Annotated in this window: 22 protein-coding genes; 3 read left to right on the plus strand and 19 right to left on the minus strand. The window is 34.6% G+C overall.

Annotated elements, in window-relative coordinates; genetic code table 11:
- Positions 1-24: 24 nt before the first annotated feature.
- Positions 25-1143, plus strand: a complete 1119-nt coding sequence (gene leuB / locus O5O44_RS15755; RefSeq protein ID WP_289195159.1) for a 3-isopropylmalate dehydrogenase — start codon at positions 25-27, stop codon at positions 1141-1143.
- 123 nt (positions 1144-1266) lie between these two features.
- On the opposite strand, the gene O5O44_RS15760 is transcribed toward leuB, so the two are convergent.
- The 19 genes from O5O44_RS15760 to O5O44_RS15850 all read right to left on the minus strand — a co-directional run bounded on the left by O5O44_RS15760 (position 1267) and on the right by O5O44_RS15850 (position 20723).
- Positions 1267-1584, minus strand: coding sequence for a DUF3784 domain-containing protein (locus O5O44_RS15760; protein WP_289195160.1), 318 nt, complete (start codon positions 1582-1584; stop codon positions 1267-1269).
- Between the two features lie 357 nt (positions 1585-1941).
- The gene (locus O5O44_RS15765) at positions 1942-2577 is read right to left on the minus strand and encodes a hypothetical protein (protein ID WP_289195161.1); all 636 of its coding nucleotides are present in this window, start codon (positions 2575-2577) and stop codon (positions 1942-1944) included.
- 110 nt (positions 2578-2687) lie between these two features.
- Entirely contained in the window at positions 2688-3962 is a 1275-nt protein-coding gene (gene argH / locus O5O44_RS15770; protein WP_289195162.1) for an argininosuccinate lyase, read from the minus strand.
- A 35-nt stretch (positions 3963-3997) separates the two neighbouring features.
- Positions 3998-5065, minus strand: a complete 1068-nt coding sequence (locus O5O44_RS15775; protein WP_289195163.1) for a M20 family metallo-hydrolase — start codon at positions 5063-5065, stop codon at positions 3998-4000.
- The gene (gene argB, locus O5O44_RS15780; RefSeq protein WP_289195164.1) at positions 5066-5842 is read right to left on the minus strand and encodes an acetylglutamate kinase; all 777 of its coding nucleotides are present in this window, start codon (positions 5840-5842) and stop codon (positions 5066-5068) included.
- 109 nt (positions 5843-5951) lie between these two features.
- Complete coding sequence (locus O5O44_RS15785) at positions 5952-6890, minus strand: N-acetylornithine carbamoyltransferase (RefSeq protein ID WP_019387730.1); 939 nt, start codon at positions 6888-6890, stop codon at positions 5952-5954.
- Between the two features lie 3 nt (positions 6891-6893).
- Positions 6894-7658 carry a glutamate 5-kinase gene (gene proB / locus O5O44_RS15790; protein ID WP_019387729.1) on the minus strand — a complete coding sequence of 255 codons (765 nt, stop codon included), beginning with the start codon at positions 7656-7658 and terminating at the stop codon, positions 6894-6896.
- Position 7659: 1 nt separating this feature from the next.
- Entirely contained in the window at positions 7660-8856 is a 1197-nt protein-coding gene (locus O5O44_RS15795) for a glutamate-5-semialdehyde dehydrogenase (RefSeq protein WP_289195165.1), read from the minus strand.
- A 9-nt stretch (positions 8857-8865) separates the two neighbouring features.
- A complete protein-coding gene (locus O5O44_RS15800; protein ID WP_289195166.1) occupies positions 8866-10014 on the minus strand; it encodes an aspartate aminotransferase family protein in 1149 nt (382 codons plus the stop codon).
- A 1-nt stretch (position 10015) separates the two neighbouring features.
- The gene (gene proC, locus O5O44_RS15805; protein WP_289195167.1) at positions 10016-10810 is read right to left on the minus strand and encodes a pyrroline-5-carboxylate reductase; all 795 of its coding nucleotides are present in this window, start codon (positions 10808-10810) and stop codon (positions 10016-10018) included.
- Between the two features lie 272 nt (positions 10811-11082).
- Complete coding sequence (gene argC / locus O5O44_RS15810) at positions 11083-12060, minus strand: N-acetyl-gamma-glutamyl-phosphate reductase (RefSeq protein ID WP_289195168.1); 978 nt, start codon at positions 12058-12060, stop codon at positions 11083-11085.
- A complete protein-coding gene (locus O5O44_RS15815; RefSeq protein ID WP_289195169.1) occupies positions 12057-13238 on the minus strand; it encodes an argininosuccinate synthase in 1182 nt (393 codons plus the stop codon). The genes argC and O5O44_RS15815 overlap by 4 nt, the downstream gene beginning before the upstream one ends.
- Before the next feature lie 39 nt (positions 13239-13277).
- Positions 13278-13889 (minus strand): GNAT family N-acetyltransferase, encoded by a 612-nt coding sequence (locus O5O44_RS15820; RefSeq protein WP_019387723.1) that lies wholly within the window; start codon positions 13887-13889, stop codon positions 13278-13280.
- 490 nt (positions 13890-14379) lie between these two features.
- Positions 14380-15126: a DUF1080 domain-containing protein gene (locus O5O44_RS15825; RefSeq protein WP_019387722.1), complete on the minus strand. Its 747-nt coding sequence runs from the start codon at positions 15124-15126 to the stop codon at positions 14380-14382.
- 17 nt (positions 15127-15143) lie between these two features.
- Complete coding sequence (locus tag O5O44_RS15830) at positions 15144-16196, minus strand: sugar phosphate isomerase/epimerase family protein (RefSeq protein WP_019387721.1); 1053 nt, start codon at positions 16194-16196, stop codon at positions 15144-15146.
- Positions 16196-17341 carry a Gfo/Idh/MocA family protein gene (locus O5O44_RS15835; RefSeq protein WP_019387720.1) on the minus strand — a complete coding sequence of 382 codons (1146 nt, stop codon included), beginning with the start codon at positions 17339-17341 and terminating at the stop codon, positions 16196-16198. The genes O5O44_RS15830 and O5O44_RS15835 overlap by 1 nt, the downstream gene beginning before the upstream one ends.
- An 11-nt stretch (positions 17342-17352) precedes the next feature.
- The gene (locus O5O44_RS15840; RefSeq protein WP_289195170.1) at positions 17353-18582 is read right to left on the minus strand and encodes a nucleoside permease; all 1230 of its coding nucleotides are present in this window, start codon (positions 18580-18582) and stop codon (positions 17353-17355) included.
- Positions 18583-18612: 30 nt separating this feature from the next.
- A complete protein-coding gene (locus O5O44_RS15845) occupies positions 18613-19593 on the minus strand; it encodes a sugar phosphate isomerase/epimerase family protein (RefSeq protein ID WP_289195171.1) in 981 nt (326 codons plus the stop codon).
- 110 nt (positions 19594-19703) lie between these two features.
- Positions 19704-20723 carry a helix-turn-helix transcriptional regulator gene (locus O5O44_RS15850; protein ID WP_289195172.1) on the minus strand — a complete coding sequence of 340 codons (1020 nt, stop codon included), beginning with the start codon at positions 20721-20723 and terminating at the stop codon, positions 19704-19706.
- Positions 20724-20828: 105 nt separating this feature from the next.
- Here O5O44_RS15850 and O5O44_RS15855 point away from each other — a divergent pair, with 105 nt between their 5' ends.
- Both O5O44_RS15855 and O5O44_RS15860 read left to right on the plus strand, forming a co-directional pair.
- Positions 20829-22553: a GMC oxidoreductase gene (locus O5O44_RS15855; RefSeq protein ID WP_289195173.1), complete on the plus strand. Its 1725-nt coding sequence runs from the start codon at positions 20829-20831 to the stop codon at positions 22551-22553.
- An 11-nt stretch (positions 22554-22564) separates the two neighbouring features.
- Entirely contained in the window at positions 22565-23182 is a 618-nt protein-coding gene (locus O5O44_RS15860; RefSeq protein WP_289195174.1) for a gluconate 2-dehydrogenase subunit 3 family protein, read from the plus strand.
- Positions 23183-23194: the final 12 nt, after the last annotated feature.

Genomic DNA, 23194 nt, shown 5'->3' on the forward strand with positions numbered 1-23194 from the left:
TGGGAAAGACAAATAGTTAACTAAATGAAATTAAATATTGCCCTTTTACCAGGCGATGGTATAGGACCAGAAGTTACAGCACAAGCCGTAAAGGTATTGAAGGCTATAGCTATGGAATTTAATCATGTATTTACATTTCAAAAAGCATTGGTCGGGGCATCGGCTATTGACAAAACAGGAAACCCTTTACCAGAAGAAACCATTAGCATCTGTAAAAACGCAGATGCTGTTTTATTTGGCGCTATTGGAGACACCAAGTACGACAACGATCCAGATGCAAAAATAAGACCAGAACAAGGTTTATTAGGAATTCGTAAAGAACTTGGATTATACACCAACATCAGACCAATTATTGCGTACGAAGATTTATTAAGCAAATCCTCATTAAAAGTAAAGCAAATTAAGGATACCAATATTCTTATTTATCGCGAGTTAACAGGAGGTATTTATTTTGGGGAGCGCTACCTTAGTGAAGATGGAAATACAGCATCAGATGTTTGTAAATATGAGCGTTTTGAAATTGAGCGAATTACTCACTTAGCTTTTAAAGCAGCTCAATCTAGAAGAAACAAATTAACTTTAGTTGATAAAGCTAATGTTTTAGAAAGTTCAAGACTTTGGCGTCGTATAGTAAAAGAAATAGCACCACAATATCCGAATGTAAAGGTAAATTACACCTATATTGATAATGCCGCCATGGAACTTATTATCAAACCAAGGCAATTTGATGTTATACTCACTGAGAACATGTTTGGCGACATCTTATCGGAAGAAGCAAGTGTTATTGTTGGATCTATTGGTTTATTAGCATCCGCATCTATTGGCGACAAGCATGCTATGTTCGAGCCCATTCATGGGGCATACACTAAGGCAGCGAATAAAGGTATTGCTAACCCAATTGCATCTATTTTATCGGCAGCTATGTTGTTAGATCATTTCGGACTTGATGAAGAGGCATCTTTAGTAAGAGAAGGTGTAGACAAATCGTTAAAATTGCACATTACCACACCCGATTTAAATAACAAATATGATAATATAACCACAACAAAAGTGGGTGATTTTATAGAAGATTTTATACAAAATCCAGACGAAACTAATCTAAACTTTACAAACATTCATTTAGGACAATCCACCATTATTTAATTATTTTGAGTTAGTCACCAAACAATTAAACTAAACATTTTTTTCAGGAAAGTCCTTAAAAAGCGCATTTACATAATGCGCTTTTTTAATGCCCTATATTGTGTTAAATTTAAATCTTGTGAATCAGGAATTATCTTTGTTCCTCTTGAATCTTTTAGAGTTCGAAACAATCAATAAATACGGAATTCCAATTAGCATTGCCATCCAAAAAGCATAATTATTAATATTTGGGAATTCAGCCCATTTTGCAACAAAGTACCCAGCTGTAATAAGAAATGCCATTCCAAACATAACATTACGAAATACAGTCGCAATACCTTCAATATCGTATTTTTCTTTATCTTCTTTTTTCAGGGTATTATACCCGGCAATAAGAAAATACATTTTTCCATATTTTATTAAAATCCCGAGCACAATAAAAAGAACAGCAACTGCTATCATATCTAAAAATTTTACTTTGAAACTTCGCTTTAATTTTATCTAAACGTAAATTATGGATGCTTACTACTTGAATATTTTTTTTATGTGTTTGGGCGTTACCCAGATCCTGAAAAAAATACAGGAACTGGGTCGGGCTATTCGTTACAAGTCCTCGCTCGTACCTCGCTGCGGGCTTTCCACTGCTATCCCTAACGCACTCGTTTGCTAAGTTAATATTTTTAAGCAAAAATTATTACGTTTTTGCTGAGGTTCGTTTAATGTGTTTGTGTATGGTTAGTTGCGTTGAGATTAAAAATAGCAAAAAGGTACGAAACTGAGAAAAATTTCCGATTGGCAGATAAACACTAAAGCAAATAATTAATCAAGCTGTTGTGGCACGTTTTTTCTATTAATAATAAAATTAAGTCCAATTGTCCAAGAAAGTATCAGTAAGAAAGCACCTTTTTGAACCAAAGGAGAGTACTGAATTAAATCTTCACTATAGTAGAAAAAGTTGTTTAGTCCTATTATAAGAACACAAAAGACACCCATTACCTTGAAAAAAGTTAGTTTGTTAATATGAAGTGCTCTAATCATTCCGATTAAAACTATAGTGCCACATATACTTAATATCGTGGTCATTATATCGTGATATTCTGTAAAAATGAAAGTTGCAGATAACATTGCCAATCCACCAGAAATTTTAATAGTAATATTCCAGTTTCTACTTTTTTCGAAGTAATTTGCAAATTGAATAAAAAATATAATCATACTGAAGCAAAGAATAGAAATTCCCGCTATTGCAACTGGTCTTGCTTGATTTTGAATTCCATTTAAACTTCTTTCACGCATTAAGTTACACCAATGATTATTACTCCAATCAAAACCTATAGAATTGATATCTGCTATTGAACCTCCAGGATATAATTGAGAAGCATAAATATAAATACCTATGAAAACAAGTATTCCTATAGTTGGTAGAAATTTTAATAATCCTTTTGGGTTTATCATCATTCTATAATTTCACAAATGTGCAACAACGTTAAGATATAGTTCTAATTCATTGAGCTTTATCGATTGTTAAACGAAGTTAATGGAAAAACCTGAAGAAGTCAAGTAAATTCCTATCCGGGAAACTTTGCTCTAATTTTATCTAGACTCAAATTATGAATACTACCAACGTGCGTGTGTTTTTTAGAAGTATCTGGTACGTAGGTTCCATCTTGCACTTGTCCGCCAATTTTTTGGTAAGCTTCTCTAAAACTTTGACCTTCAACAACCAAAGTATTTATATTGTCAACAGTAAATAAATACTTGTACTTATCATCATTGATATCAATATCCTTAACAATAATTTGCTGAATGGAAAAATTAAAAATATCAAGAATATCTTTTAATTCCTCAAAAGCGGCAATCATGTTTTCTTTTAGCAACTGAAAATCTCTGTGGTAACCACTTGGTAAATTATTGGTTATTAAAATCATTTCGGTTTGTAACGCCTGTATTTTATTGCATTTTCCTCGAATTAACTCAAAAACATCTGGATTCTTTTTATGAGGCATGATGCTGCTTCCAGTAGTTAACTCATCTGGAAAAGATACAAACCCAAAATTTTGACTCATATACAAACATACATCCATTGCAAAACGTGATAAGGTGTTGCATAAACCACCTAAGGCAGCGGCAATAGTGCGCTCGTTTTTACCACGTCCCATTTGCGCCGCAACCACATTGTATTTTAAAGTCGCAAAACCCATTTCTTTGGTGGTTAATTCTCTATCTATTGGAAATGAACTACCGTAACCTGCTGCAGAACCTAATGGATTTTGATCAACTGTTTTTATAGCTGCGTTTAGCATGTAAACATCGTCTATCATTAACTCTGCATAAGCCGAAAACCACAACCCAAACGATGATGGCATTGCCACCTGCAAATGCGTATAACCTGGTAAAACCTTGTTTTTGTACTTATCTGCTAAATCTAGAAGTGTGTTAAACAATTCTTGCGTCTTGTCCTTAATTAAACTTAAATTGTCTTTATAGTATAGATGGCAAGCCACTAAAACTTGATCGTTTCTTGAACGTGCGGTATGGATTTTTTTACCAACTTCACCAAGGCTTTTTGTAAGTTCAAATTCTATTTTAGAGTGTACATCTTCAAATTGATCATCAATAATAAAAGTTCCGTTATCAATTTGAGTTTCTAGAGCTTTTAGTCCACCTAATAAATCAACCAATTCTTCAACTGAAATTATACCTATTTTTTGAAGCATTTTAGCATGTGCACGAGAAGCAATAACATCATATTTCGCAATGTGAATATCAATTTCACGATCGTTTCCAACAGTAAATTGTTCTATTTTTTTATCGATACTTATGCCTTTATCCCAGAGTTTCATTTTAAAAATGTTTATTTGTTTATGTGTTGATTTGTTTAAACTACTACCCGTTTCAACAATTCAATATATATTTTTATGCCTTCTTCTATTTCACTTACATATATAAATTCATCTGCCGAATGCGAGCGAGTGCTATCCCCAGGTCCGAATTTTAAACTCGGGCAAGACAATACCGCTTGATCTGATAATGTTGGCGATCCGTAGGTTGATCTTCCCATAGCTATGCCTGCTTTCACCAAATCATGATTTTCAGGTATCGATGATGAATTTAAACGTAAACTGCGCGGTGTAATTTTTGTTACGGGCGCTTCGTCTTGTAATATTTTTGCGATTTCTGAATTGCTATAAGCGTCATTCACACGTACATCAATAACCAAATCAACATGCCCAGGCACCACATTATGTTGTGAACCTGCATTAATTTGTGTGACTGTTAGTTTAACATCACCCAAAGCTTTTGAGCCTTTTTCAAACTTAAAATCTTTAAACCATTGTAAGGCTTCTATACTGTTATAAATCGCATTATTATCGTTTGGATGTGCTGCATGACTTGGAGTACCTTCAATAACGGCATCAAAAACTACTAAGCCTTTTTCGGCAACTGCTAAATTCATTAAAGTTGGTTCGCCTACAATAGCCACATCTACTTTTGGAATTATGGGAAGCATACTGTTTAGTCCATTAGGTCCACTGCTTTCTTCTTCCGCGGAAGCGACTATAACTAAATTGTATTTTAGATTGTCTTGATTATAAAAATGGGTGAATGTTGCAATTAACGACACCAAACATCCTCCTGCATCATTACTCCCTAATCCGTATAATTTACCATCTTCAACAAAAGCCTCAAAAGGATTATTGGTATATGCCGAATTAGGTTTAACGGTATCATGATGGGAATTTAACAACAGCGTTGGCTTACCTTCTTGATAATGCTTATTTACAGCCCAAACATTATTTTTAGTGCGTTTATAATCGATTTTATAACGCTTAAACCAGTCTTCAATATGTGCCGCTGTTACATCTTCTTCCGAAGAGAACGATTGTGTTTCTATTAAGGTTTTTAATAGTTGAATGGCATCATTTGTCAATTGCTCTAATCCCATTTACAAGGTTATTTTAGTGAAATTATCATTTTCTCGTGTTAACATAGACGTATTACCCAAGTTAATATTATGAACACCATGTTTTAATGCGTCGAAACAATTTTCCAGTTTCGGAAGCATGCCATCTGCAATAACACCTTTTTCTAATAAATCTTTATAAATTTTAGAATCGATGTGTTTGATAACCGAATTTTTATCGTTGATGTTTTCTAAAACGCCATTCAGCTCAAAACAATAATAAATTGAGGTTTCGTACAAATGACTCATCCCTACCGCTACTTGTGATGTGATGGTATCGGCATTTGTGTTTAACAACTGTCCGTTTCCGTCGTGCGTAATCGCACAAAATACCGGCGTAAAATCAGCTTGAATTAATTTATCGATAGACTTGTAGGCCACTTCTTTGACATCTCCCACAAATCCGAAATCTACCTCTTTTACAGGGCGTTTATCAGATTTAATACTGTTGATGTCGGCACCCGTTAAACCAATGGCATTGGTGTTTAATGCTTGCAATTTAGCAACTACATTTTTGTTCACCAAACCTCCATAAACCATAGTAATAACCTCTAAAGTGTCTGCATCTGTAATACGACGACCATTAATCATTTTAGACTCAATACCTAGTTTTGATGCCATGTGTGTAGCGCGTTTGCCACCACCATGCACTAAAATTTTTTTTCCTTTTAAATTGGAAAACAATTTTAGAAAGGCATGTAAAGCCTCATCATCTTCAATGATATTTCCTCCTATTTTTACTATGGATAGTTTTTCCATTTTTTTATTTTTAAGTCTCCTGTGCTGCGCAGTCGAGAGGTTATAAAGGTTCTGACTCCGATCGACCAGACAATAAGTTGAGATTCTGAAACAAGATCAGAATAACAAACTATGAGTCTTCCAATATCTTTTTAAGCACTAATTGTGCAGCATAGGTCCTGTTGTTGGCTTGTTCTATAACCAATGAATTATCGCTATCTAAAACGGCATCTTCAACCACAACATTTCTTCGTACTGGTAAACAGTGCATAAATTTAGCATCGCCAATTTTAGCTTTAGTAATCATCCAATTCGGATCTGAATTCACAACTTTACCGTAATTTTCATAAGAGCTCCAGTTTTTAGCATATACAAAATCGGCATCTTTAAATGCTTCTTCTTGATTATGATAAATTGGTGTGCTTCCTGTAATTTCAGGATTTAAGTCGTAACCTTCAGGATTTGCAATAACAAATTCTACATCCATCTTTTGCATCGCTTGTACAAAACTATTACCAACCGCGTGCGGTAGCGCTTTAATATGAGGTGCCCAAGATAAAACCACTTTGGGCTTTTTCACTTTTGCATATTCCGAAATGGTTAAAGCATCGGTTAACCCTTGTAGAGGATGACCCGTGGCGCTCTCCATGTTTACAATTGGTACAGAAGCATATTTTTTAAAAGCGCTCATAACCTGTTCGCTTTCATCTTTTACTTTATCGGTTAAGGTTGGAAATGCTCTTACAGCTATAATATCGCAGTATTGTGAAACTACTGCTGCTGCTTCCTTAATATGTTCTGCAGTATTGCCATTCATTACAGTTCCATCATTAAACTCTAAACCCCAAGCATCGCCAGAAACATTCATCACTATTGGGTTCATACCTAAGTTTAAAGCCGCTTTTTGAGTACTTAATCGGGTACGTAAACTCGAATTAAAAAACAGTAACCCAAGGGTTTTATTTTTACCTAATGTGATATGCTTTAACGGCTCCTTTTTTAATGCTTTAGCATCTTCAATCCAAGAATTAATATGATCTATATCGTGTATGGATGTGTAATGTTTCATTTCTTATTTTATTTTGGTAAACGGCACTTTATTTTCCATAGCATTCACTATAAAATCATCCTCCAAACCGTTTACAATCCATGTTTCTATATTTGCTGCTTTTGATACCGATGCCGCTTCTATTTTGGAAGCCATACCACCACTGCCGTGTGTTGATTTAGAACTAACCACTTGCGCTCTTAATTCATTAAAATCAACAACTTCACCAATGGTTTCGGGCGTTTTACTGTTAATGGAAGCTTTGGTATAAATGCCATTTGTATTGGTGGCAATTATAAACAAATCTACATCCAATAACGATGCTGTTAATGCGGCTAATTTATCGTTATCCCCAAATTTAATCTCATCGGTAGCTACGGTATCATTTTCATTTATAATAGGAATGTAATTATTGTTTACTAATACATTTATGGTGTTTACTATATTGGTTTTACTTTCCTGTTTTTCAAAATCAGAATAAGACAATAAACACTGCGAACTTAATAATCCGTATTCTCTAAAAATTTCTTGGTAAATACGAATTAAATGCGGCTGCCCAATTGATGCTAACGCTTGTTTTACAAAAACCCCATTGCCTTTACTTTCCAGTTTCACAAATTGTTTTGCAACTGCAATTGCACCCGAACTAACAATAATAAACTCGCAAGTATCTTTGAGTTTTGCGATTTGACTTGCAACATCTTCAATTTTACCTCTCGAAATATTGTCGGTTTCTTTGGTTAACGTGTTAGACCCTATTTTTAATAAAATGCGTTTCTTTTTCTGCATGCTATCTTATTTGCCCATTACCATGAATATACCATTTGTTGGTTACTAAATGCTGCAATCCTATTGGTCCGCGTTGGTGTAACTTATCTGTACTAATAGCCAACTCTCCTCCTAAACCTAATTGCCCGCCATCTGTAAATCGAGTGGACGCATTATGATAAACTGCTGCGGTATCAACATTTTCCATGAAGGTTTTGGCTTCATCGTTATTTTTCGAAATTATAGACGAAGAATGCCCACCTGAATAGGTGTTTATTTTAGCAATAGCGTCGGTTGTCGATTCTATTTCACCAATAACAATTTTATAATCTAAAAACTCTTCGTACCAAATGGCATCAGATTTAAAAGCATCAACGTCATCAAATTGACTAATGGCAGCATCACCTAAAATTTCAACGTTATAAGTTTTTAACTTTGAAATTAAATTCTTTACAAATGTCTCTTTATTAGGTAAATTCTCATCAATTAAAACCTTATCAACAGCGTTGCAAGCCGATATTTTTGCTGTTTTTCCATTGATTATAACATCCATTGCGATATCTAAATCGGCTTCAGCATGCACATAGACAAAGTTGTTTCCTCGTCCGCTTATGATCACCGGACAAGTAGCGTGTGTTTTTACAAATTTAATGAGGCGTTCACCACCTCGAGGCACAATTAAATCGACCTTTTGTGTTGGTTTTTCTAAAAATGCTTGGGTTTCAGTTCTATTGAATTGTAAATATTCAACCCATTGGCTTGAAGCCTTGAATTCTTGCAACGCTTCGTGCCATAACTCGACAATTTTCAAATTGGATTGTAATGATTCCTTTCCGCCTTTAAGCAATATTTTATTACCCGATTTAAAAGCAATTCCTGCCGCCTCAACGGTAACGTCTGGTCTAGATTCATAAATAATTAAAACCGTACCAAACGACGCCGTTTTATTATACACTTGCATGCCATTTTCATGTTTAAAACTAAACCTTTCAACACCAACAGGGTCGTCCTGAGACGCTAAATGTTTAACGGCATTAATCATTTCATCAACCTTGGCATTATCAACTTTTAATCGATCGTACATAGAAACATCGTCGCCATTGTAAGCATCCAAATCTTTTTTATTATTTGCAATTAAAACTTCGCGTTCGCGCTCTAATAAAACTGCCATTTTAAGTAGGACTGCATTTCTAGTTTCTATAGATAATAATATATTCATTTCTAATTTTTATTCCATCTTTGCTTCAACCTCAGCAAGCGTTTCAATTAATGCTTCAAAAAACATATTGATGTGCTCTTTTCTTATCGTTAACGGAGGTAATATTCTTAACAACTTTTTATTTGATGCACCGCCCGTAAAAATGTGATGCTCATAAATTAGTTTTTTTCTAAGGTCGCCTACTTCAAAATCAAATTCTAAACCTAGCATTAAACCGCGCCCTTTTATATTTTTTATCTGCGGAATGGTTTTAGCAAGCTTGATAAAATATTCGGACATCTCATTCACGTTGTCGATCAATTTTTGCTCTTCTATAACATTTAAAACTGAAAGACCTGCAGCACAAGCCAAATGGTTTCCACCAAAAGTGGTTCCTAGCATGCCAAATTTAGCTTCAATATCTGGGTGAATCAGAATCCCTCCAATAGGAAATCCATTACCCATGCCTTTGGCTATTGAAATAATATCTGGTGTTACATTATAATACTGAAACGCGAAAAATTTACCCGAACGTCCGTACCCAGATTGCACCTCATCTGCTATAAACATTGTATCATTGGCTTTACACAGCGCATATACTTGCTCAAAGAAATCTGAAGTTCCTTGATCTAGCCCTCCAACACCTTGAATAAACTCCACTATAACAGCACAAACATCACCTTTTTCAAGTTCTGCTTTTACACCAGAAATATCGTTAAGCTCCAGAATAGTTACTTGCTGTTGCGCGTTTATAGGCGCAATAATACTTGGGTTATCGGTTGCTGCCACAGCTGCCGATGTACGCCCATGAAACCCATTTCTAAAGGCCACTATACGTGATTTTCCAGTTTTAAAAGATGCCAATTTCAAAGCATTCTCGTTAGCTTCTGCTCCAGAATTACACAAAAACAATTCGTAATCTTTACAACCCGAAAGTTTTTCAATTTTATCTGCCAATTCTATTTGCAATGGATTTTGAATGGCGTTAGAGTAAAACCCTAGTTTAGCTACTTGTTCGATAACAGCATTAACATATTTAGGATGCGCATGTCCAATAGAAATTACAGCATGACCACCATAAAGATCTAAAAACTCTACGCCCTTTTCGTCATAAACATAAACACCATTCCCCGAAACAGGTGTTACATCGTACAAAGGATATACATTAAATAGTGGCATTTTATGTGGTTTTAATTTGGTTAATTTTTTCGAATGATGCGGTTATACCTTTAATTAAAGACGAGCTTAAACCCTGGTGTTCCATTTCGTTTAATCCTTCAATAGTACAACCACTTGGTGTAGTAACTCTATCTATTTCTTCCTCTGGATGTTTTCCAGATTCTTTTAATAAAGTGGCAGCACCAAAGCAAGTTTGCATCGCCAATTCGTGTGCCTCATGGGCTTCAAAACCCAACTGAATTGCACCTTGGGTAGTCGCTCTAATCAAACGCATCCAGAAGGCAATTCCACTTGCACAAATAACTGTTGCTGCTTGCAATTGTTCCTCAGGAATCTCCATAGAGCGCCCCATACTATTAAAAATAGTTTTCGCCAATTCTATTTTTTCTTTGCCTTTGTTATTGGATGAAATACAAGTCATTGATTGCCCAACCGAAGCCGCAGTATTTGGCATGGCGCGAATAATAAATTTATCCTGCCCAACAATAGCCTCAATTCTTGAAATCGAAAAACCAGTAATCACCGAAATCAGCACCTGGCTTTTCTGTAAAACTGATTTATAATCCGTTAAAATAGCTTCTAAATGGCGGGGTTGAACAGCAAAAATAATAACCTCAGCGTTTTTAATTGCCAACGCATTATCACTGGTTAAAAACACCTTTTGGTTATCCTCAAACCCTTTAATAGAGCTTAAATCCCGCTTAGTTAAGTACAACGAAGTTAAAGTGCTAGACGATACTAACCCCTTCGCAATAGATTGTCCTAAACTCCCTGCTCCAATAATTGCTACTTTCATTTTATTCTTATTTTGTTCCCTATCAAAAAAGGAATTCATTTAACTTTTTATGGCGTTACCACAAGGGTCGCGCTTTACGTTGCAAGTCCTCGTTCGTGCCTTACTGTGGGCTTTTATTCATGAGTTTTTATTTTAAATTATCTACTCATGAAATAAATATTTCACTACAATCGCTAACGCAGCTAAGCCTTACCAAATACCTCTACTCAAACTTTCTACTTTAACTCCCAGACATATTTTCTTTTCTCCCCTTCTGTACGTTAGGTGGGAATCTAAAAATACGTCGCCTTCAATCCCAACCCAGTTGTTTCTTCAAAGTCGAACATTAAATTCATGTTCTGTACTGCTTGTCCAGATGCTCCTTTTAATAAATTATCAATCGTACTTGTAATTAATAATTTACCGTTATGTTTATGCAAATGTACCAAACACTTGTTGGTATTTACCACTTGTTTCATATGTAAAAATTCGTCAGACACAAACGTGAATTTCGCATCTTGATAATACATTTTATAAATGTTTTCTGCATCTTCAACTGTACCTTCAAAATCGGTATAAATGGTTGCAAAAATACCTCTAGAAAAATTACCTCTATTTGGCATAAAAATAATTTCAAACTTAAAATTATTTTGCAATTGCTTAACCGATTGGTTTATCTCGCCTAAATGCTGATGTGTAAACGGTTTATAATATGAAAAGTTGTTATCTCTCCAAGTATAGTGCGTTGTTGCAGATAATGAAGTACCAGCACCTGTTGCGCCAGTAACCGCGTTTACATGCACATCTTGTTGTAGTAAACCTTGATCTGCTAAAGGTAATAACCCCAACTGAATGGCAGTTGCAAAACATCCAGGGTTCGCAATATATTTGGCCTTTACAATGGCATCTTTGTTCAATTCTGGCAACCCATAAACAAATGTTTTGCCTTCAAATGTTTTATCGGCTTCAAGCCTAAAATCGTTACCTAAATCGATAATCTTAGTTTGATTTGAAAATGTATTTGCAGATAAAAATTTAACCGAATTTCCATGACCTAAGCATAAAAACAATACGTCCACATCTGGATTAATTGTATCTGTAAATTCTAAATCTAAACTCCCTATTAAATCTTGGTGCACTTTACTAATTTTGTTTCCGGCGTTACTCGTGCTATAAACAAAATTAATTTCGGTTTCAGGGTGATTAATTAGTAATCTAATTAATTCTCCTGCGGTATAACCTGCACCACCTATAATTCCTACTTGTATCATTTTATAGAATTTACTTGCTGATATATTTTATTTTGGTTTCCTAATATTTTAATAAAACCTTTCGCATCGTCAGCAGTCCACGCTTTATTTTCTTCACCATAACTTCCAAACTTCGCACTCATTAAATCGTGTTTAGAGGAAATACCATCTAATGAAAAATGATAAGGTTTCAAAGTTACAAAAACATCGCCTGTTACTTTATCTTGACTGCTTTGTAAAAAAGCTTCAATATCTCTCATCACCGGATCTAAATATTGCCCTTCGTGTAAATGCATCCCATAAAAACTTGCTAAATACTCTTTATGTTGTAGTTGCCACTTGGTAAGCGTATGCTTTTCTAATAAATGATGTGCTTTAATTGTAATTAATGCTGCTGCCGCTTCAAAACCTACACGCCCTTTTATACCAACAATGGTATCGCCAACATGAATATCTCTTCCTATGGCGTAAACTGAAGCTAAGTTATTTAAAACTTCAATATTAATTTCGGGTGTATTTTCAATCCCATTAACTGCTACAAGTTCACCTTTTTTAAAGCTTAGTTTTACTTTTTCATCTTCAGCATGTTTTAATTGCGAAGGATAAGCTTCGTTAGGTAATGGTTTTTCTGAGGTTAATGTTTCAGAACCTCCAACACTTGTTCCCCACAAACCTTTATTTACAGAATATTTGGCCTTTTCCCAAGACATATCAATACCGTTAGATTTTAAATAATCTATCTCTTCTTGTCTTGTTAATTTTTGGTCTCTAATTGGTGTTATTATCTTAATATTCGGTGCTAAGGTTTGAAAAATCATATCAAAACGCACTTGGTCATTACCTGCACCAGTACTACCGTGAGCAATAAATTCAGCGTCTATACTTTTCGCGTATTCTACAATTTCAATGGCTTGAATAATACGTTCTGCACTTACTGATAACGGATATGTGTTGTTTTTTAACACATTCCCAAAAACCAAATACTTCACTACTTTTTGATAAAAAGTGGCAACTGCATCAATATTTTTATAGGTTGAAACTCCCATTTTATAGGCGTTAGTCTCAATATGATTTATTTCTTCTTGTGTAAAACCTCCTGTATTTACACTAACCGCATGAACATCATACTCTTTTGATAAACTTACAGCGCAATACGACGTATCTAATCCGCCACTATATGCTATTACTAATTTTTTCATTTTAATTATTTTATTATTTCCTAAATCTGGAAATATTAATTATTTATCTTTTTTAAGAAGCAAAGCTTGTTTTATTTGTTTCAATCTTTTAAAAACACTTTCCTTAATAGGTTTTATATCTTCTTTCTTTGCATTCGGATCAAACAACATCCCTGTGCACAAACACATTTTTCTGTTGGTTCGTGTTAAAACATCGTAATTTTTACAGGTTTGGCAACCATCCCAAAACGTTGGATCGTCTGTAAGTTCAGAGAAAACCACAGGCTTATACCCCAAGTCGCTATTCATTTTCATAACAGCAGACCCTGTTGTGATACTAAACACTTTGGCATCTGGAAATTTCTTTCTGGAGTGCTCAAAAACTTTATGCTTAATTTTTTTAGCTAAGCCTATACTTCTGTAATCGGGATGAACTATTAACCCAGAGTTAGCAACAAACTTACCATGACCCCATCTTTCTATATAGCAGAAGCCAGCAAACTTATCGCCATCTAGAGCAATAACCGCATTTCCGTTTTCCATTTTGGTAGCAATGTACTCAGGAGTTCTTCTAGCAATTCCCGTTCCTCTAACAGCTGCTGATTCAGCAATGGTTTCACAGATAAGCTCTGCGTATTTTATATGTGATTTATCGGCTATTACAACCTTCATTTCCTTACTTGTATTAATATCAATTATTTTATTTTTCTTAAAAGCTGAACTGGACTCACCTAATTCAATAAAATTAAAACATACCCTTACGGGCGACGAGGAAAATTACGGCGCATAATAGAACTTGGGTTAATTAAAAAATTAACTGAATTTTGAAATACTATGAGAATAAATTTGGACACTTTTGAAAAATTAAAATTACGTTTGGTTTTACTAAAATTATAGCATTAGAAGCTGCGACGAATGCGTGCGGGCAAACGAGAAATAGAACAACGTATTTTATTATTTAAATTTTTCACATGGTAAAACTAAAATTTTATTTGATACAACTAATCAATTAAGGTTGATTTTTTCAAAAAATTATTAATTTTTAATAAAATTTTACCATTTGTTATGAATAATGCGCTATTTAAGATGTGTAATTATTATAAAAAAAATGGAATCGCTGATTAAACGACTCCATTTCAGATTTCTATTGATAAAAGAGTTCTTATAGATTTCTAATTTTTATGTTTTTAAACCAAACCTTATCTGAATGATCCTGCAGGCCGATATGCCCTGTTTTATGTTTTCCAAAACCTTCCCAATCTTTAAATTTTGAATTTGCTACGAGCGCATCCCAAGCTTCACCATGTACAGGAAAACTAACTATTTTGGTTCCGTTTAAAGTTACAGACCCCTCATTTGTTTTATGATTCACACTTAAAACACAATGATTCCACTCACCCGCTGGTTTACAAACGTCTTGCTCTGGCTGAACCATATCATATAGCGCACCCGCCTGATGGAATTTAGGATTCGCTTTAGCATCAGGATGACGCTCATTATCTAAAACTTGTATTTCTGGCCCAGTTTGGTAGGCTTCGTTGTATTTTGGATCTTCAAAAACACTCCAAAAGATTCCACTATTACCAGCTTCAGATATTTTCCACTCCAATGATAATTCAAAATTGGTAAACGTATCTTTAGTAATAATATTTTTTCCGCCTTCTTCACCAGGAGTGAACATCATTACTCCATCTTCAATGGTCCATTCTGGGTGCATTTCATCTTTTAAATATCCGCGCCATTTATCAAAATTTGTTCCATCAAAAAGATAAACCCAATCTGAATCATTTTCAACCTCAACTTCAGTGTTTACCTCTATATCCTCCTCAGCTTGTGCAGATTCTTTTGTTTTGTCTTTGCAGGCTGTAAAAGCTATAGCAACCACAGTAAATAAAATTAATTTCTTCATTTTAAATAGTAATTAGTTTATAATCCTAGTATTTTTTTAAGTTGATTTTCATCTGTATTTCCGCCCGCAAAATCGTCAAAACGCTTAGTTGTTGCTTCAATAATATGAGTGCTTATAAAATCAACACCTTCTTTAGCGCCTTGCTCAGGGCTTTTAATAACACATTCCCATTCTAAAACTGCCCAAACATCACAACCATATTCTGTTAGTTTTGAGAACACAGTTTTAAAATCTACTTGACCGTCTCCTGGAGAACGATATCTACCTGCCCTATCTTTCCAATCATTATACCCACCAAAAGTTCCTTTTTTACCTGAAGAATTAAATTCTGAATCTTTGACATGAAACGCTTTTATAAACTCATGATAATGATCAATATATTTTATATAATCAAGTTGCTGAAGCACAAAATGCGAAGGGTCATACAGAATATTTACTGCTTTATGATTTCCTGTGGCTTCTAAAAAACGTTCGAAAGTATCACCATCGTGAATATCCTCAACAGGGTGAACTTCATAACAAACTGCCACACCGTTATCTTCAAAGGTGTTTAAAATAGGTTTCCACCTATCTGCTAGTTCTTTGAATCCTAGCTCGATTAAACCTTGAGGTTGTTGTGGCCATGGATGAACGTACGGCCAAAGTAACGACCCAGAAAAAGTAGCATGTGCTTTTAATCCTAAACGTTTACTTGTTTTACCAGCTTTATGCATTTGGTCTATTGCCCAAGCAGTGCGTTCTTTAAATTTTCCTTTTAAATGATCTGGAGCAAAGGCATCAAACATAATATCATGGGCCGGATGAACTGCTACTAACTGTCCTTGAATATGGGTGGAAAGCTCTGTAATTTCTAATCCGTAACTATTAATTTTTCCTTTGAATTCGTCGCAATAGGTTTGACTATTTGCCGCAATATCTAAATCGATAATCGATTTATCTAGAGTTGGAACTTGAATACCTTTATAACCTAAATCTGAAGCCCATTTACACAATCCGTCTAAAGAATTAAACGGTGCTTTATCATCCATGAATTGTGCTAAAAAAATAGCTGGTCCTTTAATTGTTTTCATTAATCTACATTTTCAATGTCTACCCAAACATTTCCTTTTTGGTGAGATTCCACAGCTTTTTCAATAAAATTCATTCCTCTTACTCCATCAATAATTGTTGGGAATTCTCCATGATTGTAAGGTTCTTTGTTAATAGCTTTTGCAACGCCTTTATAAATATTTCCCATAGAATCAAAGATTCCTTCTGGATGTCCAGGCGGTAATTTTGTTCCATCTAAAGACAATTCAGAATTATAAGAATGTCCTGGTTTTAAAACACGTAGCGGTTTTCCATCTTCCATTAAATACAAATAATTAGGGTTTTCTTGTTCCCATTTTAAACCTGCTTTATCTCCATACACTTTTACAATAAAACTATTTTCTTCACCAGTTGCAATTTGACTAGAGCAAATTACCCCTTTAACATTTTTACTACAGCGGAGTAAAACGGTTCCGTCAATATCCATTTTATTATCTGAATACAAATAGTTTAAATCGGCCAAAACCGATTCTATTTTTACGCCTGAAACAAACTCCAACATATCAAAAGCATGAGTTCCGATATCACCAATACAACAACTAATTCCAGATTTTTCTGGGTTTAACCTCCATGTTGAAGAACGTTTTTCTTTATCATGAATAATTGGATTTATCCAACCTTGATAATATTGCGCATCTACCTTTTGAATGGTTCCTAACTCACCGTTTAAAATCATTTCACGCATTTGACGCACCATAGGATAACCGGTATAGGTGTATGTAACTGCAAAAACAGTTTGCGCCTTTTTTAAGGTTTGATTCAGGATTTTTGCTTCTTCGTAAGTGGTTGTCATTGGCTTTTCGCAAATCACATGAAACCCATTTTCCAATAGCTTGTTTGCCATAGGAAAGTGTAGAAAATTAGGTGTTAGTATAGACACCACCTGTATTCTCTCAGATTCTGGGAGTTTTAATTCTTCTTCAATTAAAGTGTCAAAATCTTTATAAATCCGATTTGTTGGTAGCCCTATTTGTTTTGCAAAACCAATATTATCTTCCCAATTAGGATTAAACACACCTCCAACAATTTGATATTTATCGTACATTGATGAAGCTACGCGGTGTAAAATACCAATTAAAGAATCTCCTCCGCCCCCTAAAATTCCTAATCTAATTTTATTACTCATTAGTTTATTTTTTACTCTTTATATTCTACTTTTTCATTTTTAAAAAAGAATGCGAATAGAACAAAAACGCCTAACGCAAATAATGCTGGAAACCTCCAAATATCTATCCAACTATGATCGCCATTTGCCAATGCATTTTGGTCTACAATTTGTCCTGCAACCCAAAATCCTACTAACATCCCAACACCATAAGTAGCTAATGTAATTAACCCTTGTGCTGCACTTTTAACTTTCTCACCAGCTTTTGAATCGGTGTAAATTTGACCTGAGACAAAAAAGAAATCATAGCAAATTCCGTGTAATGCTATTCCAACTACCAACATGAAAAACAAGTCGCCGCTATTACCATAAGCAAATAACACATAACGAATTGCCCACGCTAGCATTCCGAAAAGAATGGTTTTTTTGAAGCCATATTTTTTGAAGAAGAATGGTAATAATAGCATAAATGCAACTTCAGACATTTGCCCTAATGAAGCCCATGCTGTAGAATTTTCAACTTTATACTCGGTTAAAAAAGGACTAATATTTTGATAATAAAAGGCTAATGGAATGCAAATAAGAACCGATGACAAGAAGAATACTAAAAAGTTTCTGTCTTTTAATAAATTCAATGCATCTAGTCCCAAAATATCCCTAACTGTTACTTTTTCATCTTTAGAAACACTTGGTGGTGTTTTTGGTAAGAAGAAACTAAACACCCCTAAGATAACTGAAGCTATAGCTACCATTATAAAAGTATTTGACAACATGCCTTGTCCAATATTTTCGATAGAATCCCACTTAAAAACAAAACTTATTACTAATCCCGCTAGAATCCAACCAATGGTTCCCCATACTCTAACAATAGGAAATTGTTTCGCTGGGTCGTTCATTTGATTAAATGATACTGAATTTACCAAAGCTAATGTTGGCATATAAGCTATCATGTAACCCAAGACATAAGGATAAAATGTCGCAACTTCAGTTGATTGTGCCATTTGATACATTAAAAATGCACCGACAATATGCAACACTCCAAGAATTTTTTCAGCATTAAAAAACCTATCGGCAATTAATCCAATAATAAAAGGTGCTATAATTGCTCCCCAAGATTGTGTTGAATATGCCATTCCAGTTTCAGCACCTGTTGCGCTTAGATTGTTTCCCATAAAAGATCCGAGGGTTACAAACCATCCTCCCCAAATAAAAAATTCAAGGAACATCATAAAAGACAATTGAAATTGTGTGGATTTTTTCATTTATAATTTAGTTAGTTAGTTATCAGAATTCTATTGCAATCCGCTAGCAGCCTTTAACAACAATGCTTTTGTTGCTAAAATACCTTCCTTTTCGCTTAATCTTTTGCCTTCATATTCAACTCCAATAAAACCTGTATATCCGGCATCTTTCACTAATTTCAATATTCTTGGATAATCTAATGTGGTCTCATTTCCTTCCTCATCAAAATCATAACTTTTTGCGCTAACCGCTTTGGCAGCTGGCAACATCATTTTAATTCCTTCGTATTTATCTGAATAAACCTCTTCGCATTCGCCCCATTTAGCTCCTTCTTTACGCTTCACACACCAGTTTCCAAAATCTGGTAATGTGCCACAATTTTCCATATTTACTTGATTAATTGCTTCCACTAATTTAGCTGCATCAGAAGACAACCAACCATGATTTTCACATAATACATTTATATTTTTGGTAGCTGCATACTCCGATAATTTTTTCAATCCATCAACCACCGAGGGCAACCACAATTCTGGGTCGTTAGTTCCAAATGTATTTACTCGAATAGAATGGCAACCTAATTTTTGTGCAGCGTCAATCCATTTTTTATGGTTTTCAACAGCTTGATCACGCACTTTTTCACTCGGGTCAGCCAAATCGCCTTCGCCATCAACCATAATTAATACGTTGCTCATATTATGTAATTGACTCATTACCATTAAAGAATCGATTACTGTATCAATACCTAAGGCTTCAATTTGATTTTCATATATCTGATTCACATACTCTAGACCTTCAAACCCATGAGCTTTTGCCATTTCAGCAAATTTAAAAGGACTTACACCTTCATCATTAAATGTTCTATGAAGTGACCATTGTGCTAATGAGAGTTTAAAAAATGGTTCTTCAGCTATTTCATGAGCAATTGGTTCGTCATTAGCTGCTACCTTTTTATTGTCTTTACAAGATAAGATTAATAAGAATGAACATATTACTAATGCGATTACACTCTTGTTATAGAGATTTAAAGTCATTTTTATAGTGTTTTAATTAGTTTAAAATAAATTGAAAATTATAAAATTACACCATTAAACATGTTTATAATTATTCAGTGAAAGAATTTATACAAACTAGACAATCATTTTTAAATTAAAATCTCATGTTTTTGGCGATATTCTATTGGTGTGCACTTTTCTTGTTTTTTAAATACTGTTGAGTAGTATTGACTTGTTGAAAAACCACAACTAAATGCAACTTCTGCGACGCTCAAATCTTTATTTTCTAACAGCATTTGTTTGGACATTTTTAGGCGTCTCATCATCAAGTAGCGCATGGGTGTTAAATTAGTTAATTGCTTACAATGAAAAGTAAATCTTGTTAGACCAACTCCGGCAGATTCAGCCATTTTTTCAATAGTCCATGCTTCAGCTAAATTTTTTTCTAATTCATTTAAAAATAATTTAACGCTTCTAGAGCTATCTGTTAGCTCTTCTCTAAGCTCAACATTTTCAGATTCTAAAAGATCTAATAGCAGAATTAAAAGGTAGTTCACTAACAATCTTATTCTTGATGAATTACTACCTGACTTATCCGTATCAACAGCGCGTCCTATTCTTTGAAAACAATCTCTAACCCTTCTGTCCGAGCGCAATCTTACATCTTCATTCTGTCTCAAAATAGTTGTTAATCTCATCAAATCTTCAGGCGCCAAAATAATCCAATCAGGCCAAACCCAATTTTGATGAGGCCTACGCACGCCTAAGTCTAATATTACCCAATAAAATTTACCTACTCCTATGTCTGGGTTACCAACCTTATGCGCTTCCCAAGGTCGTGTTATGGTTAAATCATTAGGCTGCAATTCTAGTTCTTTTTTTTCTTGAGCATACGGCATAGAACCTGATTCTAAAAAATGTATTTCAATACCTTCATTTCTGTGCCAATCTAGACCCCAATCTTGCTGTTCGTTGGCATCCCAATACCCAATGCTATTTAAACCCAATGTGTCATCTGTTAATCTATCTCCAGGATAAGTATATCTTGCCAATGCTTTAAACTTAACTTTCTTTCGTTTTACAGCATCAATTAAAGGCAAACATGTGTCTGCATGATAGATTATTCCATCAGCTTCAAAAGGGGTTATTTTTTGTATATTTATCTTCACTGAAAAAAATTGAACATTATTAAAATGCAAATTAACTAATTTGGCGTTAAATGTGTAACTTATCACATTTTAAATTCTAAACTAAAACCAAATAATACGTAACAAATGAGTGTTAACAATTTAATTTCTATTGAAGAAGAATATGATGCCATTGTAGTTGGAACGGGAATATCTGGAGGATGGGCCGCCAAAGAACTTTGTGAAAAAGGCTTAAAAACCCTCGTTCTTGAACGTGGACGAATGGTGAAACATATTGAAGATTATAAAACTGCTAATATGGATCCGTGGGATTTTCCAAACGGCGGTGTAGCATCTAAAGAAACAAAAGAACGTAAATTCAAACAACACCGAACAGGTTATGTTACTCAAGAAGCACATCAACATTTTTTTGTAGATGACATTAAACACCCTTATAATGAAGACAGACGTTTTGATTGGATAAGAGGCTATCATGTTGGCGGACGCTCATTAATGTGGGGAAGACAGAGTTATCGATTGAGTGATATAGATTTTGAAGCAAACAAAAAAGAAGGTATTGCTGTTGATTGGCCAGTACGATATAAAGATATTGCCCCTTGGTATGATAAAGTTGAAGAATTTATTGGTGTAAGCGGCGAAAATTTAGGTTTAGAGGTGCTTCCAGACCAAAAGCTACTAAAACCAATGAACCTTAATTGTGTTGAAATAGAATTAAAATCAAAAATATCAGAAAAATTCGATGACGGTAGAGTGCTAACAATTGGTAGAACTGCACATATAACCGAAGGCACTAAACCAGGAATGGGTAGAAGTACCTGCCAATATAGAAACAGATGTATGCGTGGTTGTCCGTTTGGTGCTTATTTTAGTAGCAACTCTTCTACATTACCTGTTGCAGAAGCAACCGGCAACATGACGTTAAGACCAAACTCTATCGTGCATGAAGTTGTTTATGATGAAACCACTAAAAAAGCAATTGGTGTTAAAGTAATAGATGCAGAGACTAAAGAAGCCTTCCTGTTTAAAGCAAAAATCATCTTTTTATGTGCTTCAGCTATTGCATCCGCTTCTATTTTACTACAATCAAAATCAGAGCGTTTTCCTAACGGTTTAGGAAACGATAGTGGCGAATTAGGGCATAATATCATGGACCATCATTTCCATGTTGGTGCCACAGCAGTAGCTAAAGGATTTGAAGACAAAATTAACAAAGGCAGAAGAGCCAATGGCGTATATATTCCGCGATTTAGAAATCTTGGTGGCAAAACCAATGTTAAGGAATTTAGAAGAGGATATGGTTATCAAGGTGGTGCAAGCAGATCTGGACTTTCCGATATGGTTGCCGAATTAAAATACGGACCAGAATTGAAGGAAGCCATTTTAAAACCGGGAGAATGGCGCGTCAATCTTCTTGGGTTTGGTGAAACACTACCCGACCATAAAAATAGAATGTATTTAGATTACGATAAGTTAGACGAATGGGGATTACCAACAATCACTTTTGATGCCGATTTTGGTGAAAACGAAATAGCAATGCGAAAAGACATGCAAGAACAAGCCATAAAAATGCTCGAATCTGCTGGATTTAAAGATGTAGAAGGGTATGACAGAGCAGAAGGAAGAGGTATGGGCTTAGGTATTCATGAAATGGGAACTGCGAGAATGGGAAGAGACCCAAAAACATCTGTATTAAATGAATACAACCAGATTCATGCTTGTAAGAATGTCTATGTTACAGATGGTTCGTTTATGACCTCTGCGGCTTGCCATAATCCATCATTAGGCTATATGGCCTTTACAGCTAGAGCAGCTAATCATGCTGTTGAACAATTAAAAAAAGATAACCTTTAATAATTTTTAAAATGAAAAGAAGAGATGCATTAAAAAATTTAGGTTTAGCAACAGGGCTTTTTGTAGCCACCCCTACTATTGTTAGTTTATTACAAAGTTGTACAAGTGATGTTAAAACTTGGATTCCAGATTTTTTGTCTGAAGAACAAGGGAAAGTTTTAACTAGGTTCGTTGATATTATTTTACCAAAAACAGAAAATTTACCCTCCGCGTTAGAGCTCAACGTCCCTCAATTTATTGATAAGTATATTGTAGAAGTTGTTGAAGATGAAGACAAAGCACATATTAAAACAGCGTTTAACAATATTATTAGTGTTTTAAAACCTAATGCTGAAGAAACTATAGACTCAGTAACCGATGAAAATTACAAAGCATTATTAGACAAACACATGTTGCTTAAAGATGAAATTGATGAAGAAAGAGAAGCCGATTTAGAATCGTTAATCCCTACGAAATCTGAATTTTTAAACAGCATCAAAATGATGACCATTAGTGCCTATGTTACAACGGAACAGATAGGCGAACAAGTATTGAAGTACGACCCTGTACCGTCTCAATATTATTGCGGTGATTTACAAGAATTAACCGAAGGTAAAGCTTGGTCTCTTGATAACTCATTAGTTATATAATGAAATTTGCTG

It is taken from the genome of Algibacter luteus (assembly GCF_030344935.1).
Lineage (GTDB): Bacteria > Bacteroidota > Bacteroidia > Flavobacteriales > Flavobacteriaceae > Arenitalea > Arenitalea lutea.